Source organism: Paenibacillus sp. CAA11 (assembly GCF_003060825.1).
GTDB lineage: Bacteria > Bacillota > Bacilli > Paenibacillales > Paenibacillaceae > Fontibacillus.
Window position 1 is genome coordinate 2872394 of sequence record NZ_CP028922.1, and the last position, 22993, is coordinate 2895386.

Sequence of the window (22993 nt, forward strand, 5' to 3'; positions counted from 1 at the left end):
TTATAGAACAAGCCAGTCTGGAGTAATTTGCTGCAGCCATACGTTGAGCCGGGCCATTCTGCCGGAGATCAGCGCCAGACCAATTAGAAGCATAATCCCGCCGCCGGCCTTATTCAGCCAACCGGCATGGCGGGAGATCCACTTTGTTGAATCCACATATATAGCCATGACAAAGAAAGGCAATGCAAATCCGGCCGCGTAGGCGGTAATTAGCACGAACCATGACGCAGGATGTACAGCGGCGAGCGCAATAATCCCAGCCAGGATGGGTCCAACACAGGGGGACCAGCCCGCGGCAAAGCCGATTCCAAACAAGAAGGAGCCGAAATATCCGGCGTGGTTCCACATAGAACCTATTCTTCTTTCACGCATAATCCAGCCTGGCCGCAGCAATCCCAGACTAACCATCCCCATGAAGAAGATCGTTCCACCTGCTATGATGCGGACAACCCCACGATAACCCGTAAACCACTCTCCAATGATGCCTGCGCCAAACCCCAGTGAGTAGAAAATAATGGAGAATCCAGCTACGAAAGCAAGCGTGTGGAGCAGAATTTTACTGCGGATCATCGGGGAGTGTCCTTCCTCACGCAGCTTCCCTAGCGACAAACCTGTAATATATGACAAGTAAGAAGGATATAGCGGTAGGGCACATGGAGATAGAAATGAAAGAAAGCCCGCAGTCAGAGCCGCTCCTGTATGTAAATCTCCCATTCTTCATCTCCCCCTGTGTAAATACTATAACTATATGTTACAGAGCGTAGGACGAGAACCTCTACCCAGCGAGTTTCAACTAAAAACTACTAAATCACTTGAATTTTGACAAAGTCGTTTGAGAGCCGTTACTATAACTTGTGTGGCAAAAGGTATAATACATATTTTAGGAGGAACCACTGTGGATGTTTGGGAGTTGCTGAAATATTTTGTTCTAGGGGTCGTTCAAGGGTTTACAGAACCTATCCCTGTATCATCAAGCGGCCATCTGATTATTGTAGAAAGACTGTTCGGCCTGCACATTGAAGGTCTCAGCTTTGAGGTTCTCGTTAACACCGCTTCCCTGCTGGCCATTATTTTCATTTATCGGCATGATCTAATCAAATTAATCGTCTCTTTCTTCAGATACATATTCAAACGTTCTGAAGAAGACAAAGCGGACTTTAAGCTTGGCATCTATTTAATAATTGCTACGATTCCTGCCGGTCTTCTTGGAGCCTTGTTCAGTGATGTTATCGGCGATGTATTTAAAGGTATGACCACAATCGGGATTGCTCTCCTGATCACGGGGGTAGCCCTGTGGATTGTTAGAAATCTTCGTGGACGAAAATCAGACAAAGATTTATCGTTCCGGGATACCCTCTTGGTTGGACTTGCTCAGGCTGTGGCTTTGATTCCCGGTATCAGCCGTTCCGGGTCGACCATTGTTACTTCCTTACTGCTAGGGTGGAAGCAGGAGACTGCACTGAAGTTCTCCTTCTTCTTATACATTCCTGTGAGTGTTGGCGGTATGATTCTAGAAGGGAAGGATCTGCTGAACGATCCGGATCTAGGAACCTTAATGCTCCCTTATGCCGCCGCGTTCATCGCGACTCTGTTTACTACTTATTTCTCCATGAAATGGTTTATGGGAATTATGGCGAAGGGAAACCTGAAGGTCCTATCTTTATACTGTTTCGTTGTCGGCGCATTCGTACTGATTTTTCTATAATCCTTAACTAAAATCCATACAAAAAGCAGATGCCCAGTAACTTGGCATCTGCTTTTTGTATGCAATAAATTAATTTATCTACTTGTGTGGGGCTTATTTAACCACAGCGCCATTTGGCATGCCTTCCGGAACGGTTGCCAGAGTCAGCTGATCCCCATGCGAAGCGGCCAAGATCATGCCTCTGGACAGTTCACCGCGCAGCTTCACGGGTTTCAAGTTGGTTACCACAATCACCTTGCGACCCACCAGCTCCTCCGGTTTATAGAATTTAGCGATACCGGAAACCACCTGACGCTGTTCAAAGCCAAGATCCAACTGCAGCTTCAGCAGCTTGTCGGCTTTCTTCACAGGCTCTGCTGCGAGAACCTCAGCTACACGCAGCTCAATTTTGGCGAAATCATCAATCCCGATTTCCTCCTTAAGCTCCGGCAGTTCCTCATTATCTTCGCTTGCAGTTTCCGCGGCTTTATTCTCAGAAGCCGGAGCGCCGCCTGTCATTGCTCCAGCGATATAAGCGACCTCCTCTGCAACATCCAGGCGCGGGAAGATCGGCTCCCCTTGCTCAACACGGGTACCAGCTGGGGTTAATCCAAAGGATTTAGCACTTTCCCATGCCGTTAATTCCCCTTGCGCTATGCCAAGCTGCTGCCATATCTTAGCTGGCGATTGAGTCAGGAACGGCTGAAGCAAGATGGCCGCAATCCGCAGCGCCTCAACAAGATGAACCATAACGGAAGCCAGTTCCTCACGCTTCGCTTCATCCTTGGCCAGCACCCATGGCTGGGTCTCATCAATATACTTGTTCGTTCGGCTAATCAGCTGTCCGATGGAAGTAAGAGCAATCGAGAATTCCATTCTCTCCATAACCTCTTCCACTTTCTCTACCGTTCTGCGGGCTGTCTCAGTTAGGTCCGCATCGTAAGGAGTCAAGTTCGGACGATAGGCAGGAACCACGCCATCAAAATAACGTTGCAGCATAGCCACAGTTCGATTCAGCAGATTGCCCAGATCATTGGCCAGATCCGAATTTACACGCTCTACAAAGCTCTCCGGTGTGAAGCTTCCGTCCGCACCAAACGGAACCTCACGCAGCAAGTAATAACGAGTAGCATCCAGACCATAACGGTCGATCAGTGTTACCGGATCAACTACATTGCCCTTGGATTTGGACATTTTCCCGCCCTTCATAAGCAACCAGCCGTGTGCAAACACCTTCTTTGGAAGTGGAAGTCCAAGAGCCATCAGCATGATTGGCCAGTAGATTGTGTGGAATCGGACAATTTCCTTACCCACCAAATGCACATCTGCTGGCCAGAAGCGGTCGTACAGCTCCGTATTCTCCGTACCATACCCAAGAGCAGTAATATAATTGGACAGCGCATCAATCCATACATAGACGACGTGCTTAGGGTCGCCTTTTACTTTAACTCCCCACTCGAACGTTGTACGAGAGACCGCCAAGTCCTCAAGCCCAGGCTTAATGAAGTTGTTGATCATCTCATTCTTACGGGACTCTGGCTGAATAAACTCCGGATTTTCTTCGTAGAATTTCAGCAAGCGGTCCGCATATTTGCTCATACGGAAGAAATAAGATTCCTCCTTAACAAGCTCTACCGGATGTCCGCTGTCGGGACTTTTCCCTCCGATAATTTCACCCTTCTCATTTTTCTCAACGTCCACAAGCTGGGTTTCGGTATAGTAAGTTTCATCAGGAATGCTGTACCAGCCTTCATATTCTCCCTTGTAAATATCACCCTGTTCAAGCAGCTGGTCAAAGATTTGCTGTACAACTGCTTTATGTCTCTCTTGTGTTGTTCTAATAAAATCATCATGGGAAATATCAAGCTTCTTCCAAAGATCCTGAATACCTACTACAATGTCATCAACAAACTGCTGAGGAGTCTTTCCTGCTTCCTTCGCCTTTTGTTCAATCTTTTGTCCATGCTCATCCGTTCCCGTCAGAAAGCGGACATCATAGCCGCGCAGCCGTTTGTAACGGGACATTGCATCCCCTGCCACGGTTGTATAAGCATGGCCAATATGCAGCTTGTCACTAGGATAGTAGATTGGAGTCGTTAGGTAGAACGTTTTCTTCTCAGTCATACACGAATACCTCCTAATTGTTTTGGATTCAAAAAATAAAAAAACTCCCGTTCCCATAATGGGACGAGAGATTCTCACGTGTTACCACCCAAATTTCCAGGGTCCTCACAGACCACTGGCTTTGTCAGTCCTCTTTAGGACCAGCCCATTAACGCCGGACTCCGCGCTCCTCCCTTACCCTTTCAATAAAGACTCGGAAGAAGTCTCTCCCGGACCATATTCCAAAGTCCTGCCAGACCGGTTTGCAGCTCACCCGGCTCTCTGTACTGGTGGTGCCTTGTACTCATCCGTTCACTGAGAAATAATTATAACCATATAGAATGAACTAAAGAAATGAACGTTATAGGACAGTATTAGACCGTGATAACAAAAAATCCAATGTAAAACTTTAGTTCAATCTATACAGTTTTTATTTGATTTAAATATATGAAATGTTACTCCGGCTGTCAAGGGCGCTTCACACCGGTCAGCTTGTTCTCCTTAGCCTCCCTTCCACGCCTAGGTGGAACAGGATCGAGTCCTCCAGGATGAAAAGGGTGGCATTTGGCGATTCGCTTAGCGGCCAACCAGGACCCCTTCAAGGCTCCATGTACTTCAATCGCCTCTAAGGCATAGGCCGAGCAAGTGGGATAGAAACGGCAGGTTGGCGGTTTAAGCGGCGAAATAAATTTACGGTAGACATGAATCGGACCCTGAACGATTCTTCGGGTCACCTTCATTACTGCTGCCCCTTTGCCGACTCAGCAACTGCTACTGCTTCCTTGTTGTTCTTACAATTCTTACAGTAACCGAACACCTCGAATTTGTGGTTAACCACTTCAAATTGGTCTGGTGCATCTGCAAAGGTCATTGGGCAAAAATGAATCGGATAGGTCTTCTCACAACCTAAACAGATCATATGATGGTGATGGTGCCCGTCCTCATTGCAGCTGGCACGGAACTTTAGCCCATCCTCGAACACAATTTGCTCCAACACGCCAAGTTCCTCCATGACCCGCAAATTCCGGTACACAGTATCAAAGCTTAATCCCTTATACTTCTTGCCCATATATTCATAAACGGATTTTGGAGTTAAATATCCATCACTTTCTGCAAACAGCTTAGCCAATGTGCGTCTTTGATCGGTAATCCGCAGTCCTTGTCTGGACATCACACCGATGATCTCATCTGTCGTCAGCATGGCGGCATCCCTCCTGTCATGCATTTCTTTACATCTGTTTTGTACTCTATTATCATAATGCCGCAAAATAACCGGCACGTCAATGAAGCAAGCAACAACAGTAAAAGCAGCGCATGGAATTCAATTCCATGCGCTGCCACATTTTATGACAACTATTTTGTTTCTGGTAAAGGTTGGAATAGCAGATTGACAGCCAAGTTGCTGCCGAGCGATGGAGTAAAGATAAAGTCCACCATCTCTTCCTGATCTCCGGTCCGGTATAGAACAGCTCCTTCGCTAGGATTGCTCAGGGTTCCGGAGTTAGGCAAGCCTACAATTTTGCCGTTAACCATAACATAGCCGGTATAAGTTCCTCCGCGCGGGTTGAACGTAATCAGCGTGTGCGGAGCGACTCTCGAAGCTCTAATCTTGTACAGCACGCCAAAGTTACCCAGATTCCGTTCTTCTGTATTATATGGAGCATCCACCCCGTGTTGGAAGGGATCACTTGAATCATCCCCAAGGATAAACCGTGAAGGGGTGATTCCAAGAAGCTCATCATACTGAACCGTACGTGTTGCATCCGGGTATGTACCACGGTTATGAATGCCATCTCGTGGAATAATGTTTAATGTAGCAAATTCCTTAATCGGATCCCTGCCCGCCTCAATCATGATCACATCAAACTGAACCGGGGATTCCGTATAATAATCAGAGAGGAGCGAGATGGTATCCCCCTGCTTCATACTGGAAGCAGCAGTATCGTTGAAGATAATCTTCTGCTCTCCTGGAGCTAGTGTGATATCCTTCTCCATCTCTCTGGTCTGCATTGAGGTGAAATAGCGCAGGAGTGAGATTTTCCCTGCCGCGGTTGGACTGTTGCTCGGCCCTGCACTTCCCAGTGTTTCCTGGAAGATATTCACAGGACTTGTATTCGGATTAGTAGCCACCACGTACAGCTTCATATCCTTGCCCGTCGCATTCAAGTGATGAATCATCATACGCGCTTTTCCGACCGTAGTCTCACGATACAGAATTCCTTCAGTATAGTTGGTTTCCGGACTGTTGCTTCGAATTAGGGTCACAGGATCAGTGGTAAAGGTATAATTAATCTTATCCCAGCTTGGAACCTGCGATCCATTGAATGAATACTTCTCCCCAACCGGAGTGAAGAGTTGGTTGAACTCGCTCTCGGTATACAGTGTCTCATTTGTAATGGTTACTGTCTTCTCCACCGTACTTGTAAGGCCGTATTTATTCTTAGCCGTCAGGCGGATGGTTTGGGTACCTGGAGTGAAGAATGCCCGCTTGTTGTTCTCCCATGTATACGTGATCCCATCCAAGCCCTGCTCATCGGTAGTCTGATTCGTATAAGTAACAAGTTCGCCCATCTTATAGGTATCTTTGTCCGTAGTAAAAGCAGCTACCGGCGGGGTATGCGGCTTCACAACATTTATCGTTAAGGAATATGGATCACTCCACTGTCCGCTGGCATCCATCACGCTGTACGCTACAACATAGGTACCCGGATTAGCAAAGACGTCTTCACGACCTTCCCAGCGCTCTTGAACAATATCTTGACCGGTTGGAGAGCTGTATTCCGTCTGATATGTAACCTGAGTCTGTCCGGCAACAATTTCAGATGGCGTTACTTTGAACTTGGCGACAGGCTTGGTGGATACTTCCACAATCACTCGTTTTCCCTTAGCATCGAATTTGTAAGGGAGATCAAGCGCCTTAGTAATCGAAGTTAATGGAACCATGAAGACATTATTCTTCGTAGAATAGGATTTCCCCGCCATGGTCTTCTTGACCCCATTAACCTTGTAAGTATTGCTGTTTAGTTTAAATCTTAATTCATCTCCGCCACGCTTAATCACGGTTTCTTTGGTCTTACTGTCATACGAGATGTTTAGTCCTACGCGGTTGACCAGAGATCTGATTGCTACATAGGATACGCCGTTCTTGGCCGCCATTGGCTCGGCTGCCGTAAACGTTTGCCCGTTTTGATACATTTTATTGCTATTCACCATAAGAATAAGTTGACCAGAAGACTGACCCTGATCTACCAGAGTGCTGCTGTCTGTGGTTGTAGAAGAATTTGCAGGGGCCCCCCCATTCTCAGAACCAGGCTCGCCCGCCTGTGCTGAATCTCCGGTATTTGGTGCTGTGGTTGCATCAGCCGGCTGCTTTGCACCGTTCTGCTCTTGGTCTCCACTGGCCTGTTGATCTGATGAAACCGACTGAGCTGCCGGATCAGATGTAGTTTCAGGTGCTGCTGACAGCACATCCCCCAAATCTGTAGTACTGTCTGCTGCTGGAGTTCTCGTTTCAATCACAGTTCCATGAATTACCTCCTGGGCGTTTACCGCAGGAATCACCATCGCCACTTGGGCTGAGGCTAACACAGTAGTCACGACTAATTTCTTGAAGTTCATGATAAAGCTCCTTCTGCTCCCATTTTGTTACGTTCTTTAAATCCCCATATAATTTAACGTCAAAAGTAAGGAAAAGTTGCTGAATTCTTTCGAACAATGTAAAAACAAAAGAATTTATCCCATTAAACGTAAAATTAGCGTGGCTTCAGCATGCTTCAATAAAAAAAGCGGCTCAATCCTACAATGTAAGATTGAGCCGCTTGGGCAAAGATATACTGCCTACTTACTGTGACATTGTTGCAGATGCTGCCTGATCTGAGACTTCCTGCATTCCCCGGTGAATCAGCTGGTTGGCCCGTTCAATTTCTTCTTCAGTCGGAGAAGGTACACCTTTAAGAGGATAATCCCATTTCAGTGCATCCCATTTGTATATCCCCATCTGATGATAAGGAAGAATTTCAAATTTCTCTACTGCATTAAGTTTGCCGATAAACCGTCCCAATTCCAGAAGGTCCTGCTCATCATCATGAATACCTGGCACAAACACATGGCGAATCCACATTGGCCGATTATGCTCGGACAGCCACTTAGCCATCTGTAACATGCGTTCATTAGGTTTACCAGTCAGCTTAATATGCTTTTCATTATTAATATGCTTCAAATCCAGCATCACTAGGTCCGTTACATCAAGCAGATCCTTTATTTTATCCCCATCATTATATCCATTAGTGTCCAACGTGGTATGAAGGTTCCAGCGTTTCTTTACTTCACGGAACAACTCAGTGACAAAATGAGCCTGCAGCGTTGCCTCCCCGCCGGAAACGGTCAGCCCTCCCCCAGAAGAGCGGTAATAATTAATGTAAGGCTCAATCTCTGAAAGGACCTCTTCCAGCGTCATTTCATTGCCGCCTTCCAGATTCCATGTATCCGGGTTATGGCAATATTGGCATTTTAACAAGCAGCCCTGCATGAAGAGTACGAAACGTATGCCCGGGCCATCGACCGTTCCGAAAGTTTCTAATGAATGTATACGCCCTTTGATCATGTTACGTCATCCTTTCTGCAGGGTACTGCAGGAAATGTAATTAGAAATGGTCAGGGTCGATATTACATCGATCCATGGAAGGTACGGTTGATAACATCAAGCTGTTGCTCACGAGTCAACTTAATGAAGTTAACTGCATAACCAGATACGCGGATTGTCAGCTGAGGATAGTTCTCTGGATGATCCATTGCATCGAGCAGTTGTTCACGGTCAAATACGTTTACATTCAGGTGATGTGCCTTGCTTCCGAAGTATCCGTCCATCATGGACACCAGGTTACTCTTACGTGTTTCTGGTTCTTTACCCAGTGCTTTTGGCACGATGGAGAAGGTGTTGGAAATACCGTCCAGGCTGTGTTCATATGGTAATTTGGCTACGGAACTTAAGGAAGCAAGTGCACCTTTTTTATCGCGTCCATGCATTGGGTTAGCCCCTGGTGCAAAAGGTTCGCCAGCCTTACGTCCATCCGGTGTGGTACCTGTTTTCTTACCGTACACAACGTTAGAAGTGATGGTCAGGATGGATTGAGTTGGCAGGGAATTGCGGTAAGTTTTGTGTTTACGGATCATGCCCATGAAGGTTTCTACCAGATCCACCGCAATGCTGTCTACACGGTCATCATTGTTACCGTAGCAAGGGAATTCACCTTCAATTTCAAAATCAACAGCAATGCCATTCTCGTTGCGGATCGGTTTAACCTTCGCATACTTGATAGCACTCAGGGAGTCTGTAGCAACCGATAAGCCGGCGATACCACAAGCCATGGTGCGAAGAATATCGCGGTCATGCAGCGCCATTTCAATGCGTTCATAGGAATATTTATCGTGCATGTAGTGAATTACATTCAGAGCATTCACATACAGTTTAGCCAGCCATTCCATCATTGGAACCAGGCGTTTCATCACTTCCTTGTAATCCAGCACTTCGGAAGTAATCGCAGGATATTCAGGTCCTACTTGAACACCGGACTTCTCATCTTTACCGCCGTTGATTGCGTATAGGAGAACCTTAGCAAGGTTAGCACGAGCACCGAAGAACTGCATTTGTTTGCCGATTTCCATAGCGGATACACAGCAAGCAATACCGTAATCGTCCCCATAGATCGGACGCATCAGATCATCGTTTTCATATTGAATTGCACTAGTCTCAATTGAAACTTTTGCACAGTATTTCTTAAATCCTTCAGGAAGCTGTTCGGACCAAAGTACAGTCAGGTTTGGTTCCGGAGCTGGTCCCAAGTTGTACAGAGTGTGCAGGAAGCGGAAGCTGTTCTTGGTAACGCGAGTTTGTCCGTTAACAGCCATCCCCCCGATGGATTCTGTAACCCAAGTTGGGTCACCGCTGAAGAGGTCGTTGTAATCCGGAGTACGCAGGAATTTAACAATCCGCAGCTTCATGACAAAATGATCAACCAATTCTTGAGCTTGTTCTTCTGTCAAAGTTCCTTCTTCAAGATCACGTTCGATATAGGCGTCCAAGAAGGAGGATACACGACCCAGTGACATTGCTGCACCGTTTTGTTCCTTAATGGCTGCAAGGTAGCCGAAGTATACCCATTGGAACGCTTCTTTGGCTGTATTAGCCGGCTTGGAAATATCATATCCGTGCATTTCTGCCATTTGTTTCAATTCACCGAGAGCACGGATTTGCTCGGATAATTCCTCGCGAAGACGAATAACATCTTCATCAATAACGTCTAATTCCAAGTCTTTAAGTTCATGTTTCTTTTGGTTTACCAAGAAATCAATACCATACAGTGCAACCCGGCGATAGTCGCCAATAATCCGGCCGCGTCCGTAAGCATCTGGAAGACCTGTGATAATACCCGCTTTACGAGCCGCTCTCATTTCAGAAGTATATGCATCAAATACACCCTGGTTATGCGTTTTACGGATATCTGTAAACATCTTCACGATTTCTTCTGGAACCTCGAAGCCATATGCCTTGCAAGCGTCAATCATCATCCGGATTCCACCGAATGGTTGAAGAGAACGTTTGAATGGCTCATCGGTTTGAACACCGACGATTTGTTCTTTATCTTTATCCAGATAGCCTGGTTTATGGGAAACGATTGTAGAAGGCGTATTTACATCAACATCCAACACGCCACCTGCGTCGCGTTCTTTCTTGCTCAGCTCGGAAACAATTTTCCAGAGATCCTTTGTGTTCTGTGTTGCACCTTGAAGGAAATCCTCATTGCCAAGGTAAGGTTTAATGTTCTGTGCTATGAAGTCACGAACATTAACTTCCTTTTGCCATTTTCCTGATTTGAAGCCTCTCCAACCTGGTTGTACGTTTTGAACTTCTTTTTCAATCACCGACATTTTGTATTCCCTCCATATATATAGTTTGGAGTGCGAAGGCTTGAAGGTTTAATTTATGACCTCCGCCTCAGATCCCTAAAATTTGTGATAAATTTCACATATCAGATACAACGAGCCTATTCTCTCTTGCTGATCTACTACTCTACTCGTTTTGTATCGGGGATCTTTTATAGCTTTATTTTATACCCATAGCGGTTGAAATGGTTGTGACAAATATCACTTTTTGAGTGATATTTGTCACCTTTTTCACAAAGTATTCTTATTCTTCAAATCTGCCGTAAAATGCATCTCTATATACTTCAGCAAGTTCAGTTACTAAAGGCAATTTAGGGTTCGCTGTAGTACATTGGTCCTCAAATGCACGATCGGCAAGGTAATCTACACGCGATTCGAAGTCTTTTGGATCGAAGCCAAGCTCTTGGAAGGTTTCAGGAATACCCAGCTTACGATTCATGTCGCGAATAGCATTGATCAAGCTCTTCACGCCTTCTTCCGTAGTGCGCGCAGGCAGCCCAAGAATCCGAGCAATTTCAGCGTAACGTTGGTCTGCAACAAAGTTAGTGTATTTAGGCCAAGCTGCAAATTTGGTTGGTTTCTTAGCATTATAACGGATGACGTGCGGCATCAGAATTGCATTGGTGCGACCGTGAGCTGTATGGTATTGACCGCCCCATTTATGCGCCAAGCTATGGTTGATGCCAAGGAACGCATTTGCAAAGGCCATACCTGCCAAAGTCGAAGCATTGTGCATCTTCTCACGGGCAAGTTTGTCACCTGTAAGAGCTGAAGCTTCAAGGTACTGGAACACCAATTGGATCGCTTTGATTGCTAGGCCATCTGTATAGTCATTAGCCATTACCGAAACATAAGCTTCAATAGCGTGAGTCAGAACGTCCATCCCTGTATCAGCAACTGCTGTTTTTGGCAGACTATATACAAATTCCGGATCAATGATGGCCACATCTGGTGTGAGCTCGTAATCAGCAAGCGGATATTTGGTGTTACCGTTAACTTTGTCTGTAATTACCGCGAACGAAGTAACTTCCGAACCTGTACCCGAAGTTGTTGGAATTGCAACAAATTGCGCTTTTTGACCAAGACGCGGGTATTTGTAAATCCGTTTGCGGATATCCATGAACTTCTGTTTGAGGTTATGGAAGTCAGTGTCCGGATATTCATAGAACAGCCACATGCCTTTTGCAGCATCCATTGGAGAACCGCCACCAAGTGCAATGATGCAGTCCGGCTGGAATTTGCTCATAAGCTCAGTACCGCGCTCAACCGTAGTTGTCGATGGATCTGGTTCAACGTCCGAGAATACCTCGATCGCTACCGGAGTTTGACGTTGGCGGAGGTAATGTTCGACGCGCTCTACATAACCTAACTTCACCATCATAGGGTCTGTTACGATCAGCACACGGCTGATATCCGGCATTTTGGCGAGATATTGAGTCGCGCCCTTCTCAAAATAAATCTTCGACGGAACTTTGAACCATTGCATATTCACGGTACGACGATTCACCCTTTTCACGTTGATCAAGTTCACAGCAGTTACATTCGACGAAGTAGCGTTACGACCGTACGATCCACAGCCCAGTGTCAGGGAAGGCAGGTTCGTGTTGTAAATGTCCCCGATGCCCCCTTGCGAGGATGGCTGGTTCACTAGAATACGGCAAGTTGGCAGGCGGTCCGAGAACTTTTGAATGATCTCTTCATTATTCGAATGGATCACCGAGGAGTGGCCCATGCCTCCAAAGGCTACAACTTCTGCTGCACGATCAATCCCTTGCTCCGCAGTCTTAACTTTATAGCAAGCAAGTACAGGGCTCAGCTTCTCAGCAGACAACGGGAATTTAGGACCTACGCCATCAATTTCAGCAACCAGAATCTTGGTGCCTGCTGGAACTTGAATTCCGCACAGCTCAGCAATTTTAGTCGCCGGTTGACCTACAATGGTCGGATTTACCGCGCATTTATCAGCGATGATCGCGCCTGCTGTCAATTTGGCAGCTTCTTCTTTATTTACAAAGTAGCATCCGTTAGCGATCATTTTTTTCTTCACTTGATCAAAGATCGGTTCTTCAATAATAACCGCTTGTTCGGAAGCACAGATCATACCGTTATCAAATGTCTTGGAGAGAATTAAATCGTTAACCGCTTGATCCAGATTCGCACTCTTCTCAATGAAGCAAGGAACGTTACCAGGACCAACGCCGAGAGCTGGCTTGCCGCAGCTGTAAGCTGCACGTACCATGGCAGATCCGCCTGTTGCCAGGATCAACGCCACATCAGGATGGTTCATTAAGGCATTCGTTCTATCCATGGAAGGAGCTTCGATCCATTGGATGCAATCAGCAGGTGCGCCATGTTTAACGGCTGCTTCGAGCAGAATCTTGGCAGCTTCACGGCTGCATTCTTGGGCAGATGGATGGAAGCCGAAGATGATTGGGTTCCGGGTCTTGATCGCTATCAGAGCTTTGAAGATTGTCGTTGAAGTCGGGTTCGTTACCGGAGTAATCCCCATGATAATACCGACAGGCTCAGCAATCTTCTGGAAGTTATCATATGGATTATCTTCAATAACGCCTACAGTCTTATCATTCTTAATGCTATGATAGATATATTCAGTAGCGAACATATTCTTGATGATCTTATCCTCATAAACACCGCGGCCTGTTTCTTCAATTGCTTTTTTAGCGAGGTACATATGCTTGTCAAGACCTGCAAGTGCCATTGCCTGAACAATTTCATCGATTTGAGCTTGATCCATGCTCATGAATGCTTCAGAAGCTTTCTTCCCTTTGTCAATCAAACCTTGAATGTACTCCTGGGCAGTTGGCTGCACGTTAACTGCTGCTTCATTCTTAACGGCCATCTCTCTCATCCTCCTAAATATATGTCTAATTCATTTGTGTTCGAGAACTTTGTAACACTTTGTTACAAAGTACCCTACAACCTGTTGCCTTGTTTGTTTTTTTCTACGTTTTGATCATAGCATATGCTTTTCTGTTTGTATAGTGAAAAAATTCACAATGTTTTTTTTTTTGAAAAACTAATCAAAAATCTCTAAAAATCAAAAATTATAGGTCTGATTTCGGTGCCTGACATTATTAGTTGATTGAAATCTAATCCTCCAATCCTATAATTATATTCCTAGGCATCTCTCCATCCTCTTAAAGCCCTAAAAACGGCCCCAAAAGTGAAAATAGTCACAATGTTTAAAAATTCGCCATGATTTTAAGCTTTTCATCCCCCAAAAAAATGTAAAACCGTTATATAATTAATTTAAAATTTTCAGAAAAATTTGGATTACAAAGGGGCAATCGATCATGAGTGAATATACAAATACTGTCGAGACCCGTGGGAATACGAGCTGTTTCTCCGACCAAAATTTCAACCGTCTTCTCGTAACCATGAAAGAGAAAAACTATCCTGAAGGATCTCACCTGTTCTGGGAAGGCGACTTTTCAGATAAACTGTTTTACATTAAGCGCGGCCGTGTCAAGTTAACCAAGTCTACAGATGAAGGCAAAGAACTTATCCTATATATGTACGGACGCGGAGATATGGTAGGTCAAGCAGACCCCTTCTTCAGTTCAAAGCACAGCTTTACGGCTGAGATCATTGAAGATTGTGAAGTTGGCGTCATTGAGCATAAAGATTTAGAAATTCTAATCTGCCAGCACTGTGATTTTGCCATTGATTTTATGAAATGGATGGGAATCCATCACCGGCTTACTCAGACTAAATTCCGTGATTTGATGATGTATGGTAAACCTGGCGCTCTATGCTCCACGCTAATCAGACTGAGCAACACTTATGGTGAACAGCATGGGGATACTATCTTGATTAATAAAAAGATCACTCACACCGATCTGTCCAATATGATCGGAGCCACTCGCGAAAGTGTGAACCGGATGCTGAGCGACCTTCGCAAGAAGGATGCTGTGGAATATGAGAACGGCATGATTGTAATCAAGGATCTGGTCATGCTGCAAGATATCTGCCACTGTGAGCTTTGCCCGAACGAAATCTGCAGAATTTAATTAGACATAAATCTACACTCCCCTTTGAGCACCTTGGTGCCCCAAAGGGGAGTTTTGCTGTTTGCTAAATTCACTGAATAAAAAAAGAGCACCCAATATAGGTGCCCCAAATATAAGGAGACTTACGGCCGCTTCTTGCGGACCGGTGAAATAAACCAGTAGGCCGTAGCTACGAACAAGGATCCTCCCACGATATTGCCAAGGGTGACAGGAATCATGTTATGCAGCCATCCAGCAAGCGTAATGCTCTCAGGGTGATTCGGCAGCAGATATGCCAGACTGAGCAGCGTCATATTGGCTACACTATGCTCATAACCGCTTGCTATAAAGGCGAACAAGCACCACCAGATCAGTACCAGCTTCGCAATCTCTTCCTTCGCGCGGCTGGACATCCACAAGGCTAGACAAACCAGCCAGTTACAGAGAATACCGCGAAAGAACAGCTCACTTAGAGGTAGAGACATCTTCTTGGCTGCCGCTGTAAAGAGTAAATGCTCAGGTCCCGCTGCCTTAAATATTCCGGAACCTACGATCAGCAGGCTGAGTAGCACAGCCCCCAGCAGGTTACCCAGGAAGACAATCCCCCAATTTTTCATCGTATCTGATACGGTAGTACGACGAGCCAGGGTGCTCGCTGTAAAGAACATATTATTCCCAGTAAATAATTCAGAACCTGCAAATACAACGAGCGTTAGTGCCAGCCCGAAGGAAGCGCCCATAACCAGGTTTTGGATTGGGGACTTCAGCGCCGCCAAGGGACCGCCAAGACTAAAGATTAATATAATACCGAGTCCAACATAGGCCCCCGCCAGCAAAGCCGATACCATATACCTAGGCAGGCTTTCTTTCATCTTATTGCGCTTGCTGACTGCGGCTTCCACAATGTTCTCTACGTTTTGTGTATACACCTGAATCCCCCTATTATCCGGCTAAATAAACCCGGCCGTCTTCAATCTTGACTTCATAGGTTCTAACCTGGCCTTCATCCGGTGCCTGGACAAGACCCGTCTCTAAATCAATTCTCCAATCATAAAGCGGATCATATAATTCATGTCCTGACACAATCCCTTCGGCAAGTGGCCCACCCTTAGGGTGGGGATTGCGGTTCTCCAGAGCGAAAATTTTACTGTCCGATGTTCTGAAGACTGCAATCTGACACCCCTCCACTTCTACAACTCTTCCGATTTGTGGCAGGAACTGCTCTAATTCGCCCAAGGGATATAAAGTATTGCTGTTCGTCATTATCTGTACACTCCTTCGTTATCAACTAGTCCTTATGCTTTGGCTGGTTGCAGAGGCTGGAACAATGCAGCTCGCGTCACATCATCCTTCAGCATCTTCTTCCATGGGTCTTCTACCTGTGCCAAGGCAAACTCTACCCGTTCAACCAAAGCCTTCCGGTTCTCCACGTTCTCTACAACCGCAGCCCGAATTGCTTCAAGACCTAATCTTTCCACCCATTCCGAAGTTCTCTCCAGATACTTCCCGGTCTCGCGGTAATGTTGAATAACTGCTCCGCACACCTCGACTAACTCTTCATCACTCTTCACCTTGCAGAGAGAATCGGCAAGTCTTGCCTTGATACCGCCGTTACCGCCGATGAAGATCTCCCATCCGCCATCATTGCCTACGATGCCGATATCCTTGGTACAAGACTCCGCACAGTTGCGCGGGCATCCATTCACCGCCATTTTGAACTTGGCCGGGAAATCAAGGCGTTCAAACTTGCGCTCCAGCTCTGCCCCCATCCCCATGGAATCTTGAGTTCCGAAGCGGCAGAATTGAGATCCGACACAGGTTTTAACGGTCCGGAGCGATTTAGCGTAAGCATACCCGGATGGCATATCCAGCTCTTCCCATACCTTAGGCAAATCTTCTTTCTTCACACCGATCAAGTCGAGGCGCTGTCCCCCTGTAACTTTAACCACTTTAACGTCATATTTCAGGGATACATCTGCTATTTTTTTCAAATCCTCAGGAGTCGTTACACCACCGTACATGCGTGGAACTACGGTAAAAGTTCCGTCCTTCTGAATATTGGCACTCATCCGCTCATTTACAAAGCGGGATTCCTTCTCATCCTCGTGCGTGTCCGGATAGATCATTCCCAAATAGTAATTCAGTGCTGGTCTGCATTTGGAGCAGCCTTCCGGATTGCGCCATTCCAGAACATTCATAATTTCCTTGGTGGTCGTCAATCTTTTTTCCTTAATCTCCGCTACAATTTGGTCACGGTCTAGGGAAGTACATCCGCAAATCCCCTGCTTCGCGGCAGATTGGAATCCTTCTCCGAGAACAAACTGCAGAATTTGCTCCACCACAGGCTTGCATCCGCCACAAGAACGCGTCGCTCCGGTGCAGGCTTTGATTTCGTCTACGGTGGTCATCCCTTGCTCTGTAATCGCATCTACAATGGTGCGTTTGGTTACCCCGTTACAGCCACAGACAATTTCATCGTCGGCCATCGTCTCTATGGAAGCCTGTTTCTTTCCACCGCCTCCGCAGCAGCCTGTTCCCATCAGGGAATCATAGAGCTCATCTGTCATCACTTCGCCCTGCTTAACCAGCTTTTGTAAGGTAGCCGAATCCTGAACATCCCCAAACAGGACAGCTCCAACGAGCACATTATCTTTAAGCAAAATTTTCTTATAAGTGCGTTTCCACTCATCTTTGCTGGAAATGACAACATGCTCCGGCCCTTCAATAAATTCACCTGTCGAGAACACATCCACACCCGAAATTTTCAGTTTGGTCGATACTACGGAACCCTCATATCCAGCCGTCTCTACCCCGCAAATATGTTTGGCCAGCACCATGCCCTGCTCAAATAACGGGGCTACCAGGCCATAGCATACACCGCGGTGTTCCGTACATTCACCGACCGAATACACACCTGGCGCGGAGGTGCGCATATAATCGTCCACCACAATCCCGCGATTTACTTGAATGCCGCTGGATTTAGCTACTGCCACGTTGGGCTTAATCCCTACCGCCATAACTACAAAATCAGCATCGAGGCTTGTATCGTCTGCAAACCGCAGGCCGGTAACTCTGTTGTCACCCATAAGCTCAACCGTTTGAGCACCCATCTTAAACTTAATGCCCTGCCGCTCCAGCTCTATCTTCAGCATAAGCGCCGCCTGTGAATCGAGCTGCCGTTCCATCAGATCGTTCATTAAGTGAACGACGGTAACATCCATACCCAGCTGCACCAGTCCTTTGGCCGCTTCAAGACCCAGCAGCCCGCCTCCGATGACCGCTGCCTTGTTATATTGTTTGGCTGCTAGCAGCATCTGTTCACAATCTGCAATATCTCTAAAACCCACCACTCCTTCTTTATCACTGCCGGGGATAGGCAGAATAAACGAATTAGAGCCTGTGGCAATGATCACCTTGTCATAAGGGACTCTCATCCCAGAATTCGTAACAACCTCTTTGGCGCTGCTGTCAATCTGTTCTACCGTGGTGCCGGTATGAAGTGTGATTCCGTTGTCCTTATACCAATTCCAATCATTAAGCACAATATCATCAACTGTTTTACTGCCTTCCAGCACATAAGAGAGCATGATTCGGTTGTAATTAGGATGCGGTTCGCTCCCAATCACAGTAATTTCAAATGCCGTGCTCAGCTTCAAGATTTGTTCTAGTGTTCCTATGCCTGCCATGCCATTTCCTATTACAACTAATTTCTCTTTATATGCTTCCATTTTTAGATAAGCCTCCCTTGTTAACCGTACATAGCTTATTTCTCAAATTCTAACTTCAGTTTACATTTAAAATTTTAGGGGGTTTGTGATTTGATTCACATCATTTGTGAATTATTTCACTAAAAATGTCATAATTATTTTTTTCTCCCCCTTGAAAAAATGCCCAGGGTGCAGTTTTATTCCTACACCTGGGCAGTAAATACATGCTATATTCTATCCAGCAGCACTTCAACAGTGTCGCTTGGTTTTAGTAGCATATCCAGCGCACTGTCAAGCAGCTTTTTATTGTTGACTTTCACAATCCACCGCTCTGTTACCCGCGGCATATATCCGTCGACCGACATCACGCTTTTACGACTTTCGTTCAGCTGAACAATCCCGCTATTGAGCAGCAATTGTCTAACGGAGATACTGTCTGTATACATATCTATATAATAGTGCTTGAGCGTGGGGTAATTTAGCCCTCCGTTTATCTTCAGGACAACATGGTTCTTACGATCAGGTCCATCGTTAGTGTGCGCCTCAACCAGCACCATAACTTCATCTCTATTCGATAACAGCTTGTCCCACGACTCTGGGGGAATATCTTCTCCATTAAGGCGAACTCCCCATCCAAGATCAGCATCCAGCGACACTTCACTCACCGATTCAATCTTGCTGCCATCGGCAGATAAGCGGATAGCCCCGTTGCTAGCAAGAACATCTCTTACTGTAATTCCATCAGAAAAGTCCACATGAAGTCTTTGAGTGACATCAGGCGTATATTTACCACCATCTATGATAAGCATAATCCCGTCCTGGGTTGTTGGTGTCCCGGTCGCGGGAAGAGCATCTTTTTTCGAAGTACAGGCTGATATCAATAAGCTTGCGAACAACAGGACAAATAAGGGACGGATCCATGATTTCATTTACTCACCCGGTTTCTATAATAGATTTATACAAAGATTTCGTTATTTATAGCATACCGGACCTGGTCGCTGTTCACAAATGTTCAACAGGTTTGGTGAAATAATCCGTCTACCGGCATACAAAAAGGCTCAAGCGCTTTACCCGCTGAGCCTTTGGTAATATTAATGATTAGGGCTAAAATTACAGTTCAACCCATTTCTCTGCCCAGGATTGAATTTGCTCCATTGCCGGACGCAGAGCTTTCCCCTTTTCGGTCAGCTCATATTCAATCCGAACCGGAGTTTCGGGATATACGTGGCGGACAAGAATACCTTCGCATTCCAGATCCTTCATCCGCTCGGACAACATTTTATCACTCATCGAAGGGATAAGATTAGAAATGTCCTTAAACCGCTTTGGACCGCTCATCAATGTCTGAATAATCAGGCCGTTCCAGCGCTTTCCAAGGAACGAGAATGCTGTCTCAAAGCGAGGGCACATATTAAGATCGCTGGTCTCCATTTGCTTTCTCACCTCTTTACAAGCCGGGACTATAATGATCATAACTATGGCTTACGTTAAGTTAGTATATATCATTTTACCATATTTTTATCAAGTTGAAAACCTGAATAATAACCGATTATACAACTTTCAAGAAGAAAAATCATCACTTCATGACAAAACATGTAAAATAAAGGCGGCAGTCTATACTGACCGCCGCCCTAGTTTATGATGAAATGATTTTAAATATTCGGTTAGACCCACCACATCTCACCAGCAGAATCCTCGATCAGCACCTGCTTCAAATTCCGCACGGCTTTGGAGAATCCCTCCTCAATCGACATGAGTCCATCCTCATGCTCAATGCTAACCACATAATCATAGCCGACCAGGCGCAGCGCACTGATGATATCAGCCCAAGTCTTCATATCGTGACCATAGCCTACCGTTCGGAACTGCCAAGCCCGATCCTGCATCAGAGAGTAAGACTGCATATCCGTAAGCCCGTGTTTATTCACATTTATCGGGTCAATAACAGTATCTTTGGCATGAAAATGATGGATAGCCCCCTGTCGGCCAAGAATCTTCACAGCCTCAACAGGATCAATTCCCTGCCACCACATGTGGCTTGGGTCCAAATTTGCTCCAATCACTTCTCCTGCAGCTTCTCTGAGGCGAAGCAAAGTGGCAGGAGTATGCACTGAGAATCCGCCATGGAGTTCAAGACCAATTTTCACATGATGATCTGCTGCAAATTTCCCCCACTCGGTCCAATACGGAATAATCTTTTGCTCCCACTGCCATTTTAGGATTTCTTGATAATCATTAGGCCATGGAGCAACAGGCCAATTCGGATATTTGGCATGCTCATGATCGCCCGGACAGCCCGAGAACGTATTCACGACAGGTACCTCAAGCTGCTCTGCCAGCTTGACGGTCTTTACAAAATCATTATGATCCGCTTCTGCCAAAGACTTTTGCGGATGAAGGGGATTCCCGTGACAGCTAAGAGCGCTGATCGTCAGACCCCTGGATTCAATCGCTTTCTTGAAGGCCGCCAATGCCTGCTTATTCTCGAGCAAATCCTCAGGCTTGCAGTGAGCCTTCCCCGGATTCCCCCCTGTGCCAATTTCCACAGCCTGTACCCCTTGTCCTGCCACATAGTCAAGCGCTTCCTCCAAGGATCGTCCGCCAAACAGCACCATAAATACACCCAGCTTCAAAATTCCTTCCTCCCTTTGCTGTATCCTATTCGTTCAGCTAGTCATCAATTACGTTCATGATCAAAATATACGGTTTCTCCGGTTTTGGCTGATTGGTAAATGGCTTCCAGAATCTCTGTAACAACAAGAGCCTGTTCCGGTTTGACCAGCGGTTCCTTGTCCTCAAGCACAGCCTGAACCCAAGCTTCTGCTTCACGGTAGGCTTCCGACTCCTCTTGCCCTTCAAAAAAGGCTACGCCACCGGTTCCCAAATCGACCTTCGTCTCGAACAAACGGCTGTTCTTCTCTCCGTTCAGCCTCAACCCGTTCTTCATGTCGGCTCCGCCTTCTGTACCGCATAGAATGGTCTGAGCTTCCCCCACTTCAAGCACATTCAGCGCCCAGCTGGACTCCAAAATAATCGTGGCCCCATTCTTCATCGTAATAAACCCGAACGCGGAGTCCTCGACCTTAAACTGTTCAGGGTCCCATGGCCCAAAGGCGTTAGCTGCGTCCTTGCGTCCGCCCAGCTTATGGAATACAGAACCTGTCACGCTCTTCGGCTCATAGTTATCCATTAACCACAACGTAAGATCCAGAGCATGTGTACCGATATCAATTAATGGGCCACCGCCCTGCTTCTCCTCATCCAGGAACACGCCCCATGTAGGAACAGCACGGCGGCGAATTGCTAGTGCCTTGCCGAGATAAATGTCCCCCAGCTCCCCGCTCTCACATAGCTCTTTCAGATACAAACTATCGCTGCGGAAGCGGTTCTGATACGCAATCGTCAGCTTCTTGCCGGTCCGCTTGGCCGCCTCCAGCATTTGGCGGGCCTGGTCGGCCGTCTTAGCCATAGGCTTCTCGCACATCACATGACTCCCTGCCTCCAAAGAAGCGACCGTGATCTCCGCATGTGAGTCATTAGGTGTGCAGACGTGCACAATATCTGCATCTACTTCCTGAAGTAGCTTCCGATAATCTGTGTATACCTTGGCTCCTTCAGCGCCATACTCTTCAGCCGCCTTGCTGGCCCGCTCCTCCACAATATCGCAGAAAGCAATAAGATCTACCTGAGGCTGCTTAGATAGACTCGGCAGGTGCTTGCCATTAGCAATCCCCCCGCATCCGATTATGGCAGCTTTCAAACGTCTAGACATGAATTTGCCCTCCCTCATTCTGATAAGTTCTTAACCACTTCATACTAAGCTCAATACTTTCCATAGGCGGCTTAGCGCAGAAATCCTGTTCAACGATCAGCCACTCTACTCCGGCCGATATTCCCGCATCTGCAATGCGTTTAATTTCCACTTCACCCTGGCCCAGCTCCACGGTCTCCGCCGAACCGTCTGGACGTGTAATCATATCCTTCAAATGGAGCAGCGGAAGTCTGCCAGCATATTTCATAATGTACTCTAGGGGGTCGTATCCGGCGTAATGTACCCAACAGGCGTCCAGCTCTACCTGCAGCTGCGATGCCGGGACTCTGCCAAAGATCTTATCCAGAACCGGCTCTCCCTCCAAGCTGCTTGTCAATTCAAATTCATGATTATGATAGAACAAAGTCATCTCTTGCTGCTGACACTTCAGCCCGATCTTGCGGATATCTTCAATGATCTCATCCCAGCGGTTGCGATCCTCTTCAGCAAGATAAGGGAAAATTAAATAGCTGTTGCCAATCTGCTTATTGAAGGCAATCTCTTCATCCAGATGATTCTTCAGGCGAGCGTAAGGAGTGTGCGCTCCCAGCGCCTTCAGTCCTGTCTTCTGAAGAATTTCTTGAACCTGCTCCGCTGTTCTTCCGTAAAAACCTGCAAACTCCACGCCTTGATAACCAAGCTCGGCGATACGCTGCAGCGTCCCTTCAAAGTCTTGTTCGAGCTGCTCTCTCACTGTATAAAGCTGTAATCCAACCTGAACCATGGACCTCACCTC

General features: G+C 46.5%; 18 protein-coding genes. 2 read left to right on the forward strand and 16 right to left on the reverse strand.

Features of this window, described 5'->3' with window-relative positions; all coding sequences use genetic code 11:
• On the reverse strand, positions 1 to 714 hold the full coding sequence (locus tag DCC85_RS13380) for a cytochrome c biogenesis CcdA family protein (RefSeq protein WP_108466048.1): 714 nt from the start codon (positions 712 to 714) through the stop codon (positions 1 to 3).
• Positions 715 to 895: 181 nt separating this feature from the next.
• Here DCC85_RS13380 and DCC85_RS13385 point away from each other — a divergent pair, with 181 nt between their 5' ends.
• On the forward strand, positions 896 to 1705 hold the full coding sequence (locus DCC85_RS13385) for an undecaprenyl-diphosphate phosphatase (RefSeq protein WP_108466049.1): 810 nt from the start codon (positions 896 to 898) through the stop codon (positions 1703 to 1705).
• 93 nt (positions 1706 to 1798) lie between these two features.
• On the opposite strand, the gene metG is transcribed toward DCC85_RS13385, so the two are convergent.
• From metG to adhE, 7 genes are all read right to left on the reverse strand, one after another.
• Positions 1799 to 3808 (reverse strand): methionine--tRNA ligase, encoded by a 2010-nt coding sequence (gene metG, locus DCC85_RS13390; RefSeq protein ID WP_108466050.1) that lies wholly within the window; start codon positions 3806 to 3808, stop codon positions 1799 to 1801.
• A gap of 446 nt (positions 3809 to 4254) precedes the next feature.
• Entirely contained in the window at positions 4255 to 4527 is a 273-nt protein-coding gene (gene yidD, locus DCC85_RS13395) for a membrane protein insertion efficiency factor YidD (protein ID WP_108466051.1), read from the reverse strand.
• On the reverse strand, positions 4527 to 4988 hold the full coding sequence (locus DCC85_RS13400; protein ID WP_108466052.1) for a Fur family transcriptional regulator: 462 nt from the start codon (positions 4986 to 4988) through the stop codon (positions 4527 to 4529). The genes yidD and DCC85_RS13400 overlap by 1 nt, the downstream gene beginning before the upstream one ends.
• Positions 4989 to 5140: 152 nt before the next feature.
• Positions 5141 to 7405, reverse strand: coding sequence for a stalk domain-containing protein (locus tag DCC85_RS13405; protein WP_108466053.1), 2265 nt, complete (start codon positions 7403 to 7405; stop codon positions 5141 to 5143).
• A 223-nt stretch (positions 7406 to 7628) separates the two neighbouring features.
• Positions 7629 to 8390, reverse strand: a complete 762-nt coding sequence (gene pflA, locus DCC85_RS13410; RefSeq protein WP_108466054.1) for a pyruvate formate-lyase-activating protein — start codon at positions 8388 to 8390, stop codon at positions 7629 to 7631.
• A gap of 62 nt (positions 8391 to 8452) precedes the next feature.
• The gene (gene pflB, locus DCC85_RS13415; protein ID WP_108466055.1) at positions 8453 to 10714 is read right to left on the reverse strand and encodes a formate C-acetyltransferase; all 2262 of its coding nucleotides are present in this window, start codon (positions 10712 to 10714) and stop codon (positions 8453 to 8455) included.
• Between the two features lie 259 nt (positions 10715 to 10973).
• The gene (gene adhE, locus DCC85_RS13420; RefSeq protein ID WP_108466056.1) at positions 10974 to 13589 is read right to left on the reverse strand and encodes a bifunctional acetaldehyde-CoA/alcohol dehydrogenase; all 2616 of its coding nucleotides are present in this window, start codon (positions 13587 to 13589) and stop codon (positions 10974 to 10976) included.
• Between the two features lie 454 nt (positions 13590 to 14043).
• Between adhE and DCC85_RS13425 the strand changes: the two genes are divergently transcribed.
• A complete protein-coding gene (locus DCC85_RS13425; RefSeq protein WP_108466057.1) occupies positions 14044 to 14760 on the forward strand; it encodes a Crp/Fnr family transcriptional regulator in 717 nt (238 codons plus the stop codon).
• A gap of 122 nt (positions 14761 to 14882) precedes the next feature.
• Here the strand turns inward: DCC85_RS13425 and DCC85_RS13430 are convergent, their stop codons facing one another.
• The 8 genes from DCC85_RS13430 to DCC85_RS13465 all read right to left on the reverse strand — a co-directional run bounded on the left by DCC85_RS13430 (position 14883) and on the right by DCC85_RS13465 (position 22981).
• Positions 14883 to 15668, reverse strand: a complete 786-nt coding sequence (locus DCC85_RS13430; protein ID WP_108466058.1) for a formate/nitrite transporter family protein — start codon at positions 15666 to 15668, stop codon at positions 14883 to 14885.
• Positions 15669 to 15681: 13 nt separating this feature from the next.
• A complete protein-coding gene (gene nirD / locus DCC85_RS13435) occupies positions 15682 to 16002 on the reverse strand; it encodes a nitrite reductase small subunit NirD (protein ID WP_108466059.1) in 321 nt (106 codons plus the stop codon).
• A gap of 32 nt (positions 16003 to 16034) precedes the next feature.
• Entirely contained in the window at positions 16035 to 18467 is a 2433-nt protein-coding gene (gene nirB / locus DCC85_RS13440) for a nitrite reductase large subunit NirB (protein WP_108466060.1), read from the reverse strand.
• 206 nt (positions 18468 to 18673) lie between these two features.
• On the reverse strand, positions 18674 to 19375 hold the full coding sequence (locus DCC85_RS13445; RefSeq protein ID WP_108466061.1) for a hypothetical protein: 702 nt from the start codon (positions 19373 to 19375) through the stop codon (positions 18674 to 18676).
• Positions 19376 to 19556: 181 nt separating this feature from the next.
• Positions 19557 to 19877, reverse strand: a complete 321-nt coding sequence (locus DCC85_RS13450) for a winged helix-turn-helix transcriptional regulator (protein WP_108466062.1) — start codon at positions 19875 to 19877, stop codon at positions 19557 to 19559.
• A 233-nt stretch (positions 19878 to 20110) separates the two neighbouring features.
• Positions 20111 to 21079 carry a sugar phosphate isomerase/epimerase family protein gene (locus tag DCC85_RS13455; RefSeq protein ID WP_108466063.1) on the reverse strand — a complete coding sequence of 323 codons (969 nt, stop codon included), beginning with the start codon at positions 21077 to 21079 and terminating at the stop codon, positions 20111 to 20113.
• A gap of 44 nt (positions 21080 to 21123) precedes the next feature.
• A complete protein-coding gene (locus DCC85_RS13460; RefSeq protein ID WP_108466064.1) occupies positions 21124 to 22218 on the reverse strand; it encodes a Gfo/Idh/MocA family protein in 1095 nt (364 codons plus the stop codon).
• Positions 22211 to 22981, reverse strand: coding sequence for a sugar phosphate isomerase/epimerase family protein (locus DCC85_RS13465; protein WP_108466065.1), 771 nt, complete (start codon positions 22979 to 22981; stop codon positions 22211 to 22213). The genes DCC85_RS13460 and DCC85_RS13465 overlap by 8 nt, the downstream gene beginning before the upstream one ends.
• Positions 22982 to 22993: the final 12 nt, after the last annotated feature.